The organism is Streptomyces sp. NPDC111606 (genome assembly GCF_055656945.1).
The window spans coordinates 1,174,370-1,191,053 of sequence record NZ_JBVKBY010000001.1; the positions used below are offsets into that span (position 1 = coordinate 1,174,370).

General features: G+C 70.2%; 12 protein-coding genes, 2 tRNA genes and 1 pseudogene. 5 read left to right on the top strand and 10 right to left on the bottom strand.

What is annotated here, in order from left to right; all coding sequences use genetic code 11:
• Positions 1-67 precede the first annotated feature (67 nt).
• A tRNA-Pro gene (locus ACZ7M7_RS05355) sits at positions 68-144 on the bottom strand.
• A gap of 131 nt (positions 145-275) precedes the next feature.
• Between ACZ7M7_RS05355 and ACZ7M7_RS05360 the strand changes: the two genes are divergently transcribed.
• Positions 276-349: transfer RNA gene (locus tag ACZ7M7_RS05360), tRNA-Gly, on the top strand.
• A 418-nt stretch (positions 350-767) separates the two neighbouring features.
• Here the strand turns inward: ACZ7M7_RS05360 and ACZ7M7_RS05365 are convergent.
• From ACZ7M7_RS05365 to ACZ7M7_RS05375, 3 genes and pseudogenes are all read right to left on the bottom strand, one after another.
• Positions 768-1,652, bottom strand: a complete 885-nt coding sequence (locus tag ACZ7M7_RS05365; RefSeq protein ID WP_472112952.1) for an outer membrane protein assembly factor BamB family protein — start codon at positions 1,650-1,652, stop codon at positions 768-770.
• Between the two features lie 641 nt (positions 1,653-2,293).
• A pseudogene (locus tag ACZ7M7_RS05370) lies at positions 2,294-2,545 on the bottom strand (protein kinase domain-containing protein); the annotation flags it as partial.
• Positions 2,546-2,864: 319 nt separating this feature from the next.
• A complete protein-coding gene (locus ACZ7M7_RS05375) occupies positions 2,865-3,059 on the bottom strand; it encodes a hypothetical protein (protein WP_030044846.1) in 195 nt (64 codons plus the stop codon).
• Between the two features lie 612 nt (positions 3,060-3,671).
• Between ACZ7M7_RS05375 and ACZ7M7_RS05380 the strand changes: the two genes are divergently transcribed.
• Positions 3,672-4,802 (top strand): acyltransferase family protein, encoded by a 1,131-nt coding sequence (locus ACZ7M7_RS05380; RefSeq protein WP_472112955.1) that lies wholly within the window; start codon positions 3,672-3,674, stop codon positions 4,800-4,802.
• A 40-nt stretch (positions 4,803-4,842) separates the two neighbouring features.
• Here ACZ7M7_RS05380 and ACZ7M7_RS05385 read toward each other — a convergent pair whose 3' ends face one another.
• Together ACZ7M7_RS05385 and ACZ7M7_RS05390 are read right to left on the bottom strand one after the other, a co-directional pair.
• Positions 4,843-5,307 (bottom strand): HD domain-containing protein, encoded by a 465-nt coding sequence (locus ACZ7M7_RS05385; RefSeq protein WP_472112959.1) that lies wholly within the window; start codon positions 5,305-5,307, stop codon positions 4,843-4,845.
• Positions 5,308-5,583: 276 nt separating this feature from the next.
• Entirely contained in the window at positions 5,584-6,765 is a 1,182-nt protein-coding gene (locus ACZ7M7_RS05390; RefSeq protein ID WP_472112962.1) for a SpoIIE family protein phosphatase, read from the bottom strand.
• Positions 6,766-6,927: 162 nt separating this feature from the next.
• Here ACZ7M7_RS05390 and ACZ7M7_RS05395 point away from each other — a divergent pair, with 162 nt between their 5' ends.
• The gene (locus ACZ7M7_RS05395; RefSeq protein WP_472112965.1) at positions 6,928-8,199 is read left to right on the top strand and encodes a GNAT family N-acetyltransferase; all 1,272 of its coding nucleotides are present in this window, start codon (positions 6,928-6,930) and stop codon (positions 8,197-8,199) included.
• 27 nt (positions 8,200-8,226) lie between these two features.
• Here the strand turns inward: ACZ7M7_RS05395 and ACZ7M7_RS05400 are convergent, their stop codons facing one another.
• Positions 8,227-9,036 (bottom strand): Fpg/Nei family DNA glycosylase, encoded by an 810-nt coding sequence (locus ACZ7M7_RS05400; RefSeq protein WP_472112968.1) that lies wholly within the window; start codon positions 9,034-9,036, stop codon positions 8,227-8,229.
• A 242-nt stretch (positions 9,037-9,278) separates the two neighbouring features.
• Complete coding sequence (locus tag ACZ7M7_RS05405) at positions 9,279-9,764, bottom strand: ribose-5-phosphate isomerase (protein WP_472112971.1); 486 nt, start codon at positions 9,762-9,764, stop codon at positions 9,279-9,281.
• A 217-nt stretch (positions 9,765-9,981) separates the two neighbouring features.
• Between ACZ7M7_RS05405 and ACZ7M7_RS05410 the strand changes: the two genes are divergently transcribed.
• The gene (locus ACZ7M7_RS05410; RefSeq protein WP_472112974.1) at positions 9,982-11,466 is read left to right on the top strand and encodes an amino acid permease; all 1,485 of its coding nucleotides are present in this window, start codon (positions 9,982-9,984) and stop codon (positions 11,464-11,466) included.
• 102 nt (positions 11,467-11,568) lie between these two features.
• On the opposite strand, the gene ACZ7M7_RS05415 is transcribed toward ACZ7M7_RS05410, so the two are convergent.
• Positions 11,569-14,694: a serine/threonine-protein kinase gene (locus tag ACZ7M7_RS05415; RefSeq protein WP_472113943.1), complete on the bottom strand. Its 3,126-nt coding sequence runs from the start codon at positions 14,692-14,694 to the stop codon at positions 11,569-11,571.
• Between the two features lie 241 nt (positions 14,695-14,935).
• Here ACZ7M7_RS05415 and ACZ7M7_RS05420 point away from each other — a divergent pair, with 241 nt between their 5' ends.
• Positions 14,936-15,664, top strand: coding sequence for a hypothetical protein (locus ACZ7M7_RS05420; protein WP_472112976.1), 729 nt, complete (start codon positions 14,936-14,938; stop codon positions 15,662-15,664).
• A 137-nt stretch (positions 15,665-15,801) separates the two neighbouring features.
• Here ACZ7M7_RS05420 and ACZ7M7_RS05425 read toward each other — a convergent pair whose 3' ends face one another.
• Entirely contained in the window at positions 15,802-16,383 is a 582-nt protein-coding gene (locus tag ACZ7M7_RS05425) for a biotin transporter BioY (protein WP_383624761.1), read from the bottom strand.
• Positions 16,384-16,684: the final 301 nt, after the last annotated feature.

Consider the following 16,684-nt stretch of genomic DNA (forward strand, 5'->3'; position numbering starts at 1 on the left):
CCCCAAAGGCGATCACTGGACGCGATCACACGAGGTCGTCACGCATGTGGCCGGTCTTGACCGGTCCTGGTCGGGGTGGCGGGATTTGAACCCACGGCCTTCCGCTCCCAAAGCGGACGCGCTACCAAGCTGCGCCACACCCCGTGCTGGTGCGACACGTAGGGTACATGCCCACAGGCAGCGCGGCCGCCGCATTAACGGGGTGTGCAGTGAGGGGTGCCGACCCGCTACGATGCCTTCTGTGCCGCGGTCACCTGACCTGCGGCGCGTCCTGTGCGGGCGTAGCTCAATGGTAGAGCCCTAGTCTTCCAAACTAGCTACGCGGGTTCGATTCCCGTCGCCCGCTCCATACGACTCAGGGCCAGGTCAGAGGGTTAGCCCCCGACCTGGCCCTGATCGTTTTCGTGGCCGTCGCCGTGTCGCCTCCGGGCCGTCCGGGAGCTAATCGCGTCGTTTCGATTTTGCGCGCTCATGGCCGATGTACACCAGGAGCGCGGTCACCAGACCGGAGGAGGCGGCTCCCAGCCCGAGGCTTCGCGCCCCCACCAGTACGACAGGGGAGCGCAGGCAGCGCACGAAAAGGCCCACGCACCGACAAGCCTCGACGTGGGGATCCCGATCCTCGGGTCAGAGATCGGCCACGTCCACGCTGTAGACCGAACGGATGCCGTACGGGACGTAGAGGGCGTCGCCGACGAGGACCGGTGGGGCGGAGATGCCGGGGAAGTCGACCGTGCCGCCGTCGTCGCGGCCCGGCAGCGTGGCCTTCAGGGCGCCGGTGCGGACGTCGAGGGCGGCCAGGCGGCCGTTGGGGGACGCCAGGTAGAGGTGGGTGGCGGAGGCGGTCGGGGGGCCGAATGCTCCACGGTGGAGTTGCTCTCCCAGAGCTGTCTGCCGGTCCGCGGGGCGACCGCGCGGACGCCGCCGCCGGGGAGCGTGAAGTAGAGGGTGCCGCGCAGGAGGACCGGGGTGGAGCCCTCGGGCTGGGCCTTGGACAGCCGTACGGTCGTCAGGACGGCCGACGACGCGTTGAGCAAGTTCATCGTGCGGTGCGTGCCGCCCGTACCGAGCAGTATCAGGCGCCCCTCGGTCTGTCCGACGATGTCCTGCTCCGCCTTGACCTGAACGGTCCAGCGGGCGCGGCCGGTGGTGGGGTCGAGGCGGGTCACGCTCGTGCCGGTGATGTCGTCGCCGGCGAGCTTCTGGCAGACCACGTATCCCGCTCCGGCGGCGCTGCGGAGCAGGCACATCTGATCGCTCGGATCGGGGTGCGTGCGCTTCCAGCGGACCTTGCCGTCGGCGGCGGCGAGCAGAGCGTACTGCTCCCCTCGCTTGCCGTAGGTGGCGATGACCCCCTCGGTGACGGCGATGGAGTCGCCCTGGTCGCTGCTGGGCTCCGTGGCCTCTTCGCTGTCGCCGGTGGCCGTCGTCCAGATGGCCTTGCCGGTTTCGGCGTCCAGGGACCGGATGTGTAGCGGGTCGGCGTCGTCATGCCGTCGGCGAGGGTCCGGTCGTCGGAGCCGTAGACGTACACACGGTCTGCGTGGGCGCCGATGATCGTGCTTCCGTTGGAGCTGCCGATGTCGTCGGGGGTGGCGTCGACGGGGCGGGCCCAGGTGTTGCTGCCGTCGGCCAGGGCCCCGGGTCGCCATGACCTCGTCGCCCGCGCACACCAGCGACGCGCCTGAGGCGACACAGCGGTTGAAGGGACCGCCGGGGCCGATCGGCTCCTTGTCGACGCTCGGGCCCTTCGACTTCTTATGCCAGGCCGGCCGGCCGGCAGGTCGGCCGGAGCGGAGTCGTCGTCCGTCACGGCGACGGTGGTGGCGGTGACGGCGGTGAGGAGCGCGGCGCCCAGCGCGACGGCCGACCACAGGTGTCTGCGGCGCCTCGGCGGTCGTACGGGTGAGGTCTCCTTGTCCGCCTTCGTGGGCTCCGGCGGCCTCGGCTCCGGGATGCGGCCGTCGCGCAGCAACCCAACTCGTCCGGTGTCGGGCGGGACTTGAGGTGCTTTTCCAGGCAGAAGTGGATGAAGGGGAGCAAATCGGGCGGCACATTGTCGAGTTCCGAGGTGCCGTCGACGACACGTACGGCCGTCTCGTAGGGGCCCGGACTGCCGAAGGGGCCGTGGCCGGTGGCGGCGTAGGCGACGACCGAGCCGAGGGAGAAGATGTCCGCGGCCGGGCCCACGTCCTGCGGGGAGGAGAAATGTTCCGGTCTGGGTGAGGACGTCCGAGGCGCCGAACTCGGTGGCGCGGGAGATGCCGAAGTCGATGACGCGGGGGCCGTCCTCGGCGAGCATCACATTGGCCGGTTTCAGGTCCCGGTGGACCATCCCCGCGCGATGGATGTCGCGCAGCACTTCGGCGAGGCCGGCGGCGAGTTCGCGCAACTTCGGCAGCGGCAGGGGGCCGTGGCGGCGGACGTGGGTGCCGAGGTCCTCGCCCGGGATGTAGAGCGTGGCCATCCAGGGGCGCGGCGCGTCGGCGTCCGCGTCCACGACGGGAGCGGTGAAGGCACCGCTGACCTGGCGGGCGGCGGCCACCTCGCGGCGATGGGGGTCCCCCCGCTCGAGCGAAGCCGAGGGTGGGGGAGGGTGCGGAACTCGTCATCGTCGGCGTACTGCGCGTGCACGGCCTTGAGGGCGAGGCGACGGCCGGAGGCGGAGCGGGCCAGGTAGACCACCCCCATGCCGCCGGAACCGAGACGGTCCTCGATCCGGTAGCCACCCACCTCCGCCGGGTCCGTCTCGCGCAGCGCCATCCCGTACGTTCCCCCCGTTCCGTACCGTTCGACGATCTCGAACGAGGGTATCCGTACTCTTCCGGGCCGCCCCACGGGCCCCGCAAGCCGCCTGACGGACCCTAGAACTGGATCGAGTTGATGGTCTCCGCTATCGAGTTGAGGAACCGCTGGATGTCGTCGGCCATGCCTGTCGAGGCCAGGAAGAAGCCGAACAGCACGGCGACGACGGCGGGGCCGGCCTTCAGGGATCCGCCACGGATCAGCACCACCAAGATGATCGCCAACAGCAACACCACTGACAGCGAAATGGCCACAACAGATCACACCCTCGGTCGGTCCGCTCTCCCGGCCCGGGGATGCGACCCCGCGCACCCCCGCCAGAACCATCGTGCCACCAACCGGGCCTCGCTATGCGGCACGTGACGTTTCGTTCGCCACACCTGTGCCGGATCTGTGCGGGCGCGTCGGACGCGGTCACCTCTCGCGTTGAGTCCGTACAGCAATTCGAGGGAACGCCGGGGGAGAGAATTCGACGGGTTCGTTTCCATCGGCACACAACGTGTTCGCCGGCAATTCGAATTGTGGGTGAGTTGATCATTCCATCGGAGTCGGCTCCTGACCATATGCACCTTTTAGTCGGGATGAATCCGGACAAGGCGGATGTCCAACAGGTGTCTGCCAGGTGCATGTTCGTTGTACACGCGAGTTCGAACGCAATAACCGGGAACGACCTCGCAGGTTTTACGAAATCCCATAGGCAACGCTAGGGTGCCTCAGATGTTCCATGCTGCCTCGTCCCCCGCATGCGCAGCGAGGGCCTGGATCGACTCCCCCGGCTTCCGGTGGGAGGGTCTGTGAACAACTCGCTGCGACCGCACGGCCACAACAGAGCGCCACTCCCCCCGGCAGAGTCGTCGGCGGACGGAGTGCCGAGTCCGCGCTCGCCGCAGAACAAGAAGGCTCAGGCGAACACCAGACCCGCGTCCGGCGGTGCCAAGCAGCGCGACGCGTTCTTCGACAACGCCAAGTACCTGGCGATCGTGCTCGTCGCCATAGGCCACGCCTGGGAGCCGATCAAGGGCGACAGCCGCATCCTGGAGGCCGTGTACACCGTCGTGTACACCTTCCACATGCCGGCGTTCATCATCATCTCCGGCTTCTTCTCGCGCAGTTTCGACGCGAGCCCCAACCGGCTGAAGCGGCTGATCACCGGTGTCGCCGTGCCGTACATCGTCTTCGAGACGGCGTACCCGCTCTTCAAGCGCTGGATCGACGACGACCCCGGCCAGGACATCAGCCTGCTGGACCCGTGGTACCTGACGTGGTTCCTGTGTGCGCTGTTCATCTGGCGGATGACCACCCCCATCTGGAAGATGGTGCGCTGGCCGCTGCCGATCGCGCTCGCCCTTGCCATGGCGGGGACCGTCACCCCGGAGATCGGTGACGACCTGGATCTGCAGCGGGTTCTGCAGTTCCTGCCGTACTTCGTGCTGGGCCTGATCATGAAGCCCGAGCACTTCCACATGGTGCGCACGCGCACGGTGCGGATGCTGTCCGTGCCGGTGTTCGCGGTGGCGCTCGGCTTCGGCTGGTGGGCGGTGCCGCGGATGAACACCGCGTGGTTCTACCACCGGGACGCCGCGCAGGAGCTGGCCGCGCCGTGGTGGAGCGGGCCCGTGATGGTGCTGGCGATGTTCGGCTGCTCGCTGGTACTGACGGCCTGCTTCTTCGCGTGGGTGCCGCGCCGGCACATGTGGTTCACGGCGCTCGGCGCGGGCACGCTGTACGGCTATCTGCTGCACGGCTTCGTGGTGAAGGCCGGTGACTACCAGGGCTGGTTCGAGCACGCCTGGCTGCAGCGGCCGCTCGGCGAGATCTTCGTCACCGTGCTCGCGGCCGTCGGCGTGACGCTGTTGTGCACCGCGCCCGTGCAGCGGATGTTCCGGTTCACGATGGAGCCGAAGATGGAGTGGGCCTTCAAGCGGGATGCCGCGGAGTTGGCCCGGGAGCGGGAGAAGCGGGAAGGGTCCGCCTCGCGCGAGAAGGTCAACGCCTGACGGGACCCTTCGGGGTTTCGCCCGTGCGACTTGTGGGACATCAGTCGGCTTTCAGACCGAGAAGTGCGCGCATCCGTGCGTACTTCTCGGTCAGTCGTTTGCGGGTCGGTTCGTCGAGGGCGGCGAGGCGGTTCGGGTCGGCGTTGTGGGCCAGGTCTGCCTGCTTCACGAGCAGGGCGCCCGGGGTTTCGAGGATGCGGGCGGCGTAGGTCTCGGGGGGTTCGCCGGGGCGCTTGGTGAGCGCGAGCACGATGGCCTTGGTACGGGGGCTCAGGGGGGCCTGTGCCAGCCACTGGTCGGACAGGGCGTCGTCCTCCACGGCGTCGTGCAGCCAGGCTGCGGCGATCTGGTCCTCGTCGCCGCCGTGAGTGCGGACGCCTTCGGCCACGGCTGCGAGGTGCTCGGTGTAGGGGCGGCCGGCCTTGTCGGTCTGGGACGCGTGGGCGGTCCGGGCGATGTCCTCGACGGCGGTCAGGGACAGGGGGGTTCGGGAGATCTCTGTCACGCGTCCAGTGTCTCGCCCCCGCCGCCCCCTTCGACCCCGGTCCCTGGGGGCTGCCGCCCCCAGACCCCCGCTGTCGGCCTGAACGGCCTCGTCCTCAAACGCCGGACGGGCTGGAATGCCGGGACCGGCGCAAGAAGCACCATCGGGCGCGCGTGCTGGGCTAGGGACGGCGCCCCTCGTCCTCGAACGCTGGACGGGCTGGGATGGCTGGGCCGGTGCGGCATGAGCCGCGAGGGAAGGGTCGGGACGGTGCGGCCGGCCTTGGCGGGCCGTTGGTCAGCGGGGTGCTGTTTGGGACGTTGGGCCCTCTCGGCAGATCAGTAGGAGGGCTCGGTCGTCGTTGACGTCCTTCGCCACCGCTTCGATCAGGTGCCAGGCCGCGCCGTGGAAGCCGCCGGCCACGTAGCGGTCGGCTTCGCCGGTGAGGCGGTCGATGCCCTCGACGATGTCGCGGTCGGATGTTTCGACGAGGCCGTCCGTGAAGAGCATCAGTACGTCTCCGGGGCGCAGGGAGCCCTTCACGGGGTCGAACTGGGCGCCGTCGTACACGCCGAGGAGGGGGCCCTCGGCGGCCTTCTCCTCCCAGCGGCCGCTGCCCGCGCTGAGCTGGAGGCCCGGGGGATGGCCCGCGGAGTAGAGCTCGTAGTCGCCCGAGTCCAGGTCGAGGACCAGGTGGATGGAGGTGGCGAAGCCCTCGTCCCAGTCCTGGCGGAGCAGGTAGCCGTTGGCCGCCGGGAGGAACGCGTGCGGGGGCAGGCTGCCGAGCAGGCCGCCGAAGGCTCCTGAGAGGAGGAGGGCTCGGGAGGCCGCGTCCATTCCTTTGCCCGAGACGTCCGTCAGAACGACCTCCAGGGTGCGGCCGCCGTTCGTGCGGGCCGCGACCACGAAGTCGCCCGAGAAGGACTGGCCGCCCGCCGGGCGCAGGGCCATCTCGCGATGCCAACCGTGCGGGAGCTGCGGCAGCTTGCTCTGGACGCGGATGCGTTCGCGCAGGTCGAAGAGCATCGTGCCGCCGCGCCGCCAGGGCACGCCCACGCGGCTGCGGAACTGCGCGATGAGCAGACCGAAGAACCCGCACGCCGCCACGACCAGGACCACGCCCGGGGTGACGCGGGACGGGCCCTCCGTGTACGGGCCCAGCTGCACCGACTCGACGATGAGGGCGGTGGCCGCCGCCGCGTACAGGCCCAGCAGGCTCGCCGGGCGCAGCAGCAGGCCGCCCGCGACGATGGGGAGCACCAGCGCGGCCGGCGAGAACCACACCGGGTTGGCCATCGTCACGGCACAGATCAGCGGGACCGTGAGCAGCAGGCCGGCCAGCGCGATCCAGTCGGAGCCGTCGCCGCGGAAGTAGTCCACGGCGCTTCTGCGCACGCCGACGCGGGCCCGGTGCCACTGCATCTTCAACCGGGCCGTGAACGTCTCGGCCACCGTGCGCCGCTCTCGTCCTGCTGTCATTAGTTCGGGACCCTATCCATCGGACCAGCCCCTTGGCACGGGAGGTCCCACTTGTCCCCCGTCCGAGGTTCGACTTCACAGTGAACTTCACGGAAAGCCGCCTTGCCGCCGGCACCGAGAAATTCCCTCGCTCGTCCCGCAATGCCCTGGTAGGCATGTTTCATGGCGAAAGACAGTGCGAGCGACAGCGGCCGTCCGGACCCGACCGGCCCCGAGCTGCGGGTGCTACAGAAGCACGAATGGGGCATCTGGTACGACACCCTGATCCGCGCCTTCAGCGGAGTCCCGGAGTCAGCCGAGGAACGGGAGTTGTGGGACGCCCTCACCGAGCTCGACCGTTCCCTCGGCGTCTGGGACGGGGACGTGTGCGTGGGGACGGCCGGCGCGTTCAGCTTCCGGCTCACGGTGCCCGGCGGAGCCGCCGTGCCCGCCGCCGGGGTCACGATGGTCAGCGTCGCCGCCACGCACCGCAGGCGCGGCGTGCTTACGTCGATGATGCGGCGGCAGTTGGACGATGTGCGTGAGTGGGGTTGGCCGGTGGCGGTGCTGACCGCCTCCGAGCCGGAGATCTACGGCCGGTTCGGCTACGGCATCGGCACCTACCAGGTGAGCGCCGAGATCGACACCGCGCGCGTAAGGCTGTCCGTGCCGCCCGGCACCGACGACGTACGGCTGCGCTACGCCGTACCGGCCGACGTCCTCGACGCGTGCGAGGCGGTGTACGCGCGCAAGGTGTCCGGCCGGCCCGGGATGCTCGCGCGGCTGCCCGGCTGGGAGCGGCTCGGGCTGCTCGACCCCGAGAGCGACCGGGAGGGCGCGTCGCCGCTGCAGTGCGTGCTGGCGGAGCAGGACGGCGAGGTCGTCGGGTACGCGCGTTTCCGCGTCAAGCCGGAGTGGGACGGCAACGGCCCCTGTGGCGACGTGCAGTTGCGGGATGTTCAGGCCCTGACCCCGGCGGCGGAGGCCGCGCTGTGGCGGTTCCTGTTCGGCATCGACCTGACGTCCAAGCTGACGGTGCGGTCACGTCCGACGGACGAGGCGTGGCAGCACCAGGTCTCCGACCTGCGTCGGTGCGTGGTACGGGTGAAGGACGCCCTGCACGTACGGCTGGTCGATGTCGGGGCCGCGCTGGCGGCCAGGACGTACCAGGCGCCGGTGGACGTCGTGTTCGAGGTCGAGGACGCCTTCTGCCCCTGGAACGCGGGGCGTTGGCGGCTGGTGGGCGATGCCAAGGGCGCGTCGTGCGAGCGTACGACGGACGCCGTCGATCTCTCCCTGTCCGTACGGGAGTTGGGGGCGGCCTATCTCGGCGGCGTGAGCCTGGGGGCGCTGGGTGCCGCCGGGCGCGTGCGGGAGGTGCGGCAGGGTGCGTTGGCGGAGGCGTCCGTGGGGTTCGCTTCCACGGTTGCTCCGTGGTTGCCGCACGGATTCTGACGTCGGGTCAGCCGACTACGGGCTTGGTTACGGTGTCTGGCAGTTCGGGCACCAGAAGAGGTTGCGGGCGGCCAGGTCGGCGGTGCGGATCTCGCTGCCGCAGATGTGACAGGGCAGGTTGGCCCGGCGGTAGACGTAGACCTCGCCTCCGTGGTCGTCGACGCGGGGCGGGCGGCCCATCGCCTCCGGGGTGTGCTCGGGGCGGACGGTGTCGATGCGGTTGTTGCGGACGCCCTCCCGCATGAGGTCGACGAGGTCCGTCCAGATGGCGTCCCACTGTGCGGGGGTGATGTCCTTGCCCGTGCGGTACGGGTCGATGCGGTGCCGGAAGAGGACCTCGGCGCGGTAGACGTTGCCGACTCCCGCGATGACCTTCTGGTCCATGAGCAGGGCGGCGACGGTCGTACGGCTGCGGGAGATCCTGCTGTACGCGGTGTGCGGGTTCGCGTCGGCGCGGAGGGGGTCCGGGCCCAGGCGGTCGTGTATCGCCTGCTTCTCCGTGTGCGTGATCAGGGCGCAGGTGGTGGGGCCACGGAGGTCGACGTACGCGGTGGTGTTCGCGAGGCGGAGGCGGACGGTGTCCGTGGGTGGGGGTGCGGGGGCGGCGCCGAAGTTGACCTTGCCGAAGAGGCCGAGGTGGATGTGGATCCAGTCGGTGTCGCGGAAGGCGAGGAAGAGGTGTTTGCCGTGGGCCTCGGTGTCGGTGAGTTCTGCGCGGTCGAGGAGGGCTGCGGCGTCTGAGAACTTGCCCTGGGGGCTGGTGACGTGGGGGGTGGTGCCGAGGAATGCGGTGGCGTAGTCCTGGGCCAGACGGTGGATGGTGTGGCCCTCGGGCACGGTGGCTCCTTGTCTGTGTGCGGGTGCCTGCCGGGGGTGCGGCGGGGTTTTTCGCCCCCGCCGCCCCTACCCTTCCCGTCCTCCAGGGGCTGCTGCCCCTTCGACCCCGGCCCCTGGGGGCTGCCGCCCCCAGACCCCTGCTGTCGGCCTGAACGGCCTCGTCCTCAAACTCCCCCAGAGGGGGCACCCCCAGACGGGCTGAAATGGCTGGACCCGCGCCGCAAGGGCGGGGTCCTGTGGCCCTACTGCTGCGGGTGGTGCGGCGGGATCGGGGGGAGGTCGCCTGTCGTTTCGTAGGCGGAGAGCATTTCGATGCGGCGGGTGTGGCGGTCCTCGCCGGAGTACGGGGTGTTGAGGAAGGTCTCGACGAACTTGGTCGCCTCGTCCTGGGTGTGCATGCGGGCACCCACGGCGACGACGTTGGCGTTGTTGTGCTGGCGGCCGAGGGAGGCCGTCCCCTCGCTCCAGGCCAGTGCCGCGCGGACGCCCTTGACCTTGTTCGCGGCGATCTGCTCGCCGTTGCCCGAGCCGCCGATCACGATGCCGAGGGCGTCGGGGTCCGCGGCCGTCTGCTCCGCCGCGCGGAGGCAGAAGGGCGGGTAGTCGTCCTGGGCGTCGTAGATGTGGGGGCCGCAGTCCACCGGGTCGTGGCCGGCCGCCTTGAGCCAGTCGACGAGGTGGTTCTTGAGTTCGAAGCCCGCATGGTCGGAGCCGAGATACACGCGCATGGAACGAGTGTGACACGGCTGATACAGGGCAGCAGCGCCGGGTGCCGATCGTGTCAATTGTGACGCAAACCATGGAAGCTCAAGGAAACCTCAAGTAACAATCCCGAATCAAAGGTTCCCGAATCCGTTCTCCTCCGATTCACTGGTCCGACTCGTACGCCTCATGCACCCCGCTAGTACGAGAACCGCTCACCACGGCGCAAAGGAAATCCGTTCCATGACTTCGCAGCCGACTCAGAAAACGGCCGGACCGGCCGAACCGGCCGCAGGCGGTCACGGCCTACAGGCCGGGCTCAAGAACCGCCATCTGTCCATGATCGCCATCGGCGGTGTCATCGGCGCCGGACTCTTCGTCGGGTCCAGCTCCGGTATCGCCACCGCAGGCCCCGGCATCCTTCTCTCGTACGCCCTCGTCGGCACGCTCGTGGTGCTGGTGATGCGGATGCTCGGGGAGATGTCCGCGGCGAACCCGACCTCCGGATCGTTCTCCGCCCACGCCGACCGCGCGCTCGGCAGCTGGGCCGGCTTCTCCATCGGCTGGCTGTACTGGTTCTTCTGGGTGGTCGTGCTGGCGGTCGAGGCGACCGCCGGTGCGGTGATCCTGGAGGGCTGGATCCCGTCCGTACCGCAGTGGGCCTGGGCCCTGATCGTGATGCTGGTGCTGACCGCCACGAACCTGGTCTCCGTCGGGTCGTACGGCGAGTTCGAGTTCTGGTTCGCCGGGATCAAGGTCGTCGCCATCGCCGCGTTCATCATCATCGGCGGGCTGGCCGTGTTCGGGCTGCTGCCCGGCGTCGACAGCGAGCAAGCCGGGCTGAGCAACCTCACCGAGCACGGCGGATTCCTGCCGAACGGGCCCGGTGCCATCCTCACCGGTGTGCTGCTCGTCGTCTTCTCCTTCATGGGCAGCGAGATCGCCACCCTCGCCGCCGGTGAGTCCGAGAACCCGCAGCAGGCCGTCACCAAGGCCACCAACAGCATCATCTGGCGTGTCGCCGTCTTCTACCTCGGCTCGATCTTCGTCGTCGTGGCCCTGCTGCCCTGGGACAGCAAGTCCATCGCCGACGACGGCTCGTACGTCGCCGCGCTCAACTCCCTCGGCATCCCGCACGCCGGTCAGATCATGAACTTCATCGTGCTGACCTCGGTGCTGTCCTGCCTCAACTCCGGCCTCTACACCGCCTCCCGCATGGCCTTCTCCCTCGGCCAGCGCGGGGACGCGCCGAAGGCCTTCGCCCGCACCACCGGCAACGGTGTGCCGCGTACGGCGATCCTCGCGTCCGTCGCGTTCGGGTTCGTGGCCGTATTCTTCAACTACAAGTTCCCGGACTCCGTCTTCCTCTTCCTGGTCAACTCCTCCGGTGCGGTCGCCCTGTTCGTCTGGCTGGCCATCTGCTTCTCGCAGCTGCGCATGCGGAAGATCATCAAGGCCGAGGCGCCGGAGAAGCTGGTCGTGAAGATGTGGCTGTACCCGTACCTGACCTGGGCCACGGCCGCGCTGATCGTGTTCATCCTCGGCTACATGCTCACCGACACCGAGCACGACGGTCGCAAGACCGTGCTGCTGTCGCTGCTCGTGGCCGCTCTCGTGCTGGCTGTCGCCTTCATCAAGCAGAAGGTCCGCGGCGGAGACCGCCCGGCGGCGGGTGTCGAGGCCGCAGCCTCGTCGGATGCGCCGCGCGACGAGGTCAAGACCGGCTGATCCTTGCCCACCGCTCGGCCTGAGGCTGAGTACTGGGCTGAGAACGAGGTCGAGGGGCCCTTGGGACGCTTGCGCGTTTCGAGGGCCCCTCGGCTTTTGTGCTCACAGCACGGTGAAGCTGTCCCTCACCTTCTCGTAGGTCTTCAGGGCCTGCTCTTCCATGTCCGGCTGGTACCACGTGTTGATCTGGTACGACTTCCCCTCGACCGTGAAGCCCAGCAGGCGGGCGTGCCAAGGGAGATCGTCGAGCGTGAAGGTGTACTCCCAGATCACCGCCGGGTGTCCGCGGAACGTCGTCCGCTCCAGGCGGATCTTGTTGTAGTCCCGGCCCTGTTGGGCGTTCTGCTCCGACTTCTGCCAGGAGTCCATCAGGTCGTCGCGGGCCAGGGACGACTTGGCGGCGAGTTCCTGTCTGGCGTCCGGTGACGTGTAGTGCACCTCCGACCCGGTCTTGACGTCCCGCTGCCAGCCCTCGGGCGGCACCCACGCGAACCCGCCCGCCTCACGGCGCGAGCCGGGCGGCAGGCTCTGCGGCCTGGACGTGCCCTCCACCGTGGACGAGGGGCCGGCGCCCGGGGACGACGCGGCAGAGGCGAGCGGCGACGGGGAGGAGCTTGCCTTGTCGTCCTCGGGCGAACCGGAGTTGGCCACCAGGACGACCGCTACGACGGCGCCGGCGGCGACGCTTGCGAGGGCGGCGACGAGAGTCGTACGGCGATGCCGCCCGCGTCGGCGTTCGGCCGGGACGGCGGGGCCGGGGAGTTCACCGGGCGGCATGGAGGGAGGGGTGGGAGGCCTGGCGCTGCGTGGGCCCGTACCGCCGGGCGCGGGCTCCGGCGCCGGCCGCCTCTCGGTCACCGCTTCGGAGCGCACCAGTGAGACACCGTTGCGGCGGGGCGCGACGCTGCCGGAATCACCGGCCGGGGTGGGTGAGCGCACCTCTGAACTTCCCTGGGAGGCGAGCTCGGTGGAGGCGTTGGGGGCGCGAGGAGGCTCCGTCGCCGGGGGCGGGGTGACGGTGGAGGGGGCAGAGGGGGCCGCTTCGGGTGCGGGCACCCGGGTGGGGTTCGGTGGTGGCGGGATGGCGTCGCGTACGTCGTCCGGCCGGCGGGGATCGGGCGGGGCCGGGACGCGGGGGGCCTCCAGGTAGGCGGGGGTGGGCGATTCCCCTGGGGGCTTCGGGTTCCAGGGGAGGCGGGGAGTCACCGATGCCGATGCGGGGTGCCGCGGGGTGGCTGCCGCGGGGTCCGGGGCCGCTCCCCGTTCGGGCTCGGGTTGAGACTCGGGGCGGGCAGGTCCAGGGTGCGGGCCGGGTATGGGTTCGGGGCCGCTGTGCTGCTCGGGGGCGGGGCTTCGTGCAGGGGCAGTACCTCGCGCGGAGTCGGCGCCGTGGACGGCCTCGGAGACCCGTGCGGGATCAGGGACGCGTGCGGCGTCAGAGGGCCGTGCGGGGTCGGAGACCCGTGCGGGGTCGGCGTCGTGGACGGCCTCGGAGACCCGTGCGGGATCAGAGCCGCGGACGGAACCAGAGCCACGTGCGGAGTCGGAACCGCGTACAGGATCAGAGCCTCGTACGGAATCTGGGCCACCTTCAGGGGCAGGGTCCCGTACGGAATCAGAGCCGCGTGCGGAGTCAGGGCCCCGTACGAGGCCAGGGCCACGTACTGCTCCAGGCCCATGCGCTGCGTCCCGCTCGGGACGAGACACCGGTTCGGGCCCTTTGCCGACCGCCGGGCCGGCTTCCGGCACGGACGTGCTCGGCGGGGCCGGTTCGGGTGCCGCACCGGGCGTGGGCCCCGTGGGCCCCTCGCCCCACACTGCAGAGCCGGCGGCAGCCCCCGTGCCCAACGCGCCAGGATCGGCCGTGCTCTCCGCGTCCAACCGCCCGGCATCGGCGGCAGCGCCCATCTCCAACCCGCCAGGGCCAGAAGCAGCCTCCGCGCTCGATTGCCCGGGGCCGGAGGCAGTCTCCGCGTCCGAACGCCCGGCATCGGCGGCAGCCCCCATCTCCAACCCGCCAGGGCCAGGAGCAGCCCCCGCACGCGATCGCGCCGGGCCAGAAGCAGCCTCCGCGCTCGATTGCCCGGGGCCGGAGGCAGTCTCCGCGTCCGAACGCCCGGCATCGGCGGCAGCCCCCGCGTCCAACCCCCCGGGGCCGGCAGCAGCCCCCGCGCTCGATCGCCCAGGGCCGGAGGCAGTCTCCGCGTCCGAACGCCCGGCGTCAGCGGCAGCCCCCGCGTCCAACCCCCCGCGGCCGGCAGCCCCCGCGTCCGACCGCCCAGGCCCACCGGCGGTTCCCGCCTCAGACCGCCCGGCCCCGGCGGCAGCCCCCGTCTCCAGCCCCCCGGGCCCACCAGCAGTCTCCGCGCTCGATCGCCCAGGGCCCGCCAGGGTCTCGGGCTCCCCTCCCCCCGGCGCACCCGTGACCGGTGCGGGCCCCATCACCGGCATCGTCGGTGTGGGCGCAGGGAACGCGACCGGCTCCAGGGCCGTTTCCAGGGTGTCCAGGCCGGGGCGGAGGGTCGGGTCCTTGTCCAGGAGGGCGGCGAGGACGTTGCGCAAGGGGCCTGCCGTGGGCGGGAGTTCGGGCTCCTCGTACAGGACCGCGTGCAGGGTCGCGAGGGTCGTGTCGCGGGAGAAGGGGGAGCGGCCGGCGAGGGCGGCGCACAGGGTGGCGCCCAGGGACCAGATGTCGGACGGTGGGCCCTGGGGGCGGCCGGAGATGCGCTCGGGGGCCATGTAGTCGGGCGAGCCGACCAGCATGCCGACCATGGTGAGCGCCTTCGCGTCCTGGATCGCCGCGATGCCGAAGTCGGTCAGGACCACCCGGCCCCGCCCGCGCGCCACCTCCGTCTCCACCAGGACGTTGCCCGGCTTGATGTCCCGGTGCAGCACCCCGCGGTCATGGACCTGGCGCAGAGCCGCGAGCAGGCCGATGCCGATCCGGGCCGTCTCGCACGGGCCCAGCGGGCCCTCCTCCGCCATGATGCGTTCCAGGGAGCGGCCGGCCACCAACTCCATGACGATCCACAGGCGTTCGCCCTCGTCGACCACGTCGTAGACCCGTACGACGTTGGGGTGGTCGATCCTTGCCGTCGCCCTCGCCTCACGCAGGGTGCGTTCACGGCGTGTGCGTGTGTCCTCCGGGTCGAGGCCGTCGATGCGCATTTCCTTGACGGCGACCAGACGATCGAGTATTTCGTCGACCGCTCGCCACACGCGCCCCATTCCCCCCTGACCGATGCTCTCGACCAGTCGATAGCGCCCCGTCACCAGTAAACCTGGAACCCCACCGCTCCTCGTATTTCCCATATTCCCCGGCAATCCACTGCACCCCCCTCGATGCCGCATCAGACATCCGCCATTGAAACACAATGGTCACACTTCAGGCCGTACCAGCATAGTGCGGAGAAATCTTGTGGTAGCTCTTCAAGTACTGCGAATTCAGGCGCAGGCAAGGGGGACGAACATGAGTTCTCGTCGCACGACGGCCATCGCGGGATCGCTGGTCGCGACATCTTTCTCGGCAGTGATGATCCTTTCCTTCACTGCCAGTGCGGACGACCAGGGACCCGGGAGCAGCAAGGGGGGAAAGGTCATCGACGAGGCACCGGCGGGAGTGAAGCTCACCACCGAACTGCCCGAGAAAATCTCGGTGAACAACAGTTCGCAGGAAACCGAGATCACTGCCACCGTCAAGAACGAAGGGACCAAGGACAGCGGAAAGATCCAGCTTCTGGTCGTCGGGTTCGACGGCCTGACGGTCAAGAATGTCGAGGGCTGCTCGGCAATCGAGAAGAACAATCTTCCGGAGGGCTCGAACAGCGGTTTCGCCTGCCCCGTCGACAATCTCCCCGCCGGTGAGTCGAAGTCGTATGCCGTGGACGCGACGTACGACCTGGGCCAGGAGGGCAATATCTGCCTCCCCGTCCAGACCGGTGACGGCAAGAAGACGTACTGGCAGCAGGGCCCGGTGCCGTTCGGTACGACGAACCCGTCACCGGACGCTCCGGCCACCCCCCTGCTGCTCGGTACCGACAACAAGCCGGTCGCACCGGGTGCCGACGAGCTGCCAAAGACCGGCCTCGGCCGGGACGTCCTGCCGCTGGGCGCGGCCGGCGCGACGCTGATCGCGGCGGGCGCGGCCGGGCTGTGGTGGTCTCAACTGCGCCGCCCGCGGCGGTCGCAGGAGGGCTGAGCCGGCGGGCCCTGTCCGACGCGGGAACGGGCCCTGTCCGACGCAGAAGCACGCAGAAACACGCAGGAACATGAAGAGGCTCGCCGGGTGCGGTACTTACCCGGCGAGCCTCTTCCGCTTCCGCGAGGACCGCGGCGTCAGCGGTTGGCGAACTTCCAGGCGGTGGGCAGCGCGCCCATCGCGAGGGCCGCCTTGAGGGCGTCGCCGATCAGGAACGGGGTGAGGCCGGCCGCGATCGCGGCGGTCGCCGACATGCCGGTGGCGAGGGCCAGGTAGGGGACGCCGACGGCGTAGATGATCGCCTCGCCCAGCAGCATGGCGCCCGCGGTGCGCAGGGCGGTGCGGTCGGCGCCGCGGCGGGCCAGGGCGCCGACGACGGTGGACGCGAGGATCATGCCGAGGATGTAGCCGAAGGACGGGGCCGCGGCGCCGGAGGTGCCCTCCGCGAACCACGGCACGCCCGCGATGCCCGCCAGCGCGTACAGCGCGAGGGAGAGGAAGCCGCGACCGGCACCGAGGGCCGTGCCGACCAGCAGCACCGCGAGGGTCTGGCCGGTCACCGGCACCGGGGAACCGGGCACGGGCACGGCGATCTGGGCCGCGAGGCCGGTGAGCGCGGCACCGCCGACGACGAGCGCGATGTCGCGGACGCGGGAGGCCGGGAGCAGGTCGGCGAGGACCTGTCCGGTGCGGGCGGGGGCGGCGGCAGCGGTGCTCATGGGGACTCCGCGAGGTGAGGGTGGTACGGGACGCTGTGACGCTATCCCAGCGTGTGCATGCCCATCACCGTCAGTGGTCGACAAAGGGCGGATCACGGGGTTGGTGGGCTCCGGACAAAGGATGGGGGTTACACCGGGTACGAGGTGATGCCGGTCACTGAGTCGAGGACGCCCAGCTCACAGGCCGGTCGGCCGTCTCGCCCGTCGGTCGCCGTCTGGGCAGCGGTGGGCCGTTTTGCTAGCTTCGAGCGCATGGTCGCCCAGTCCCGGAACTTCTCGTCGCGTCGCCACGTCGACCTGC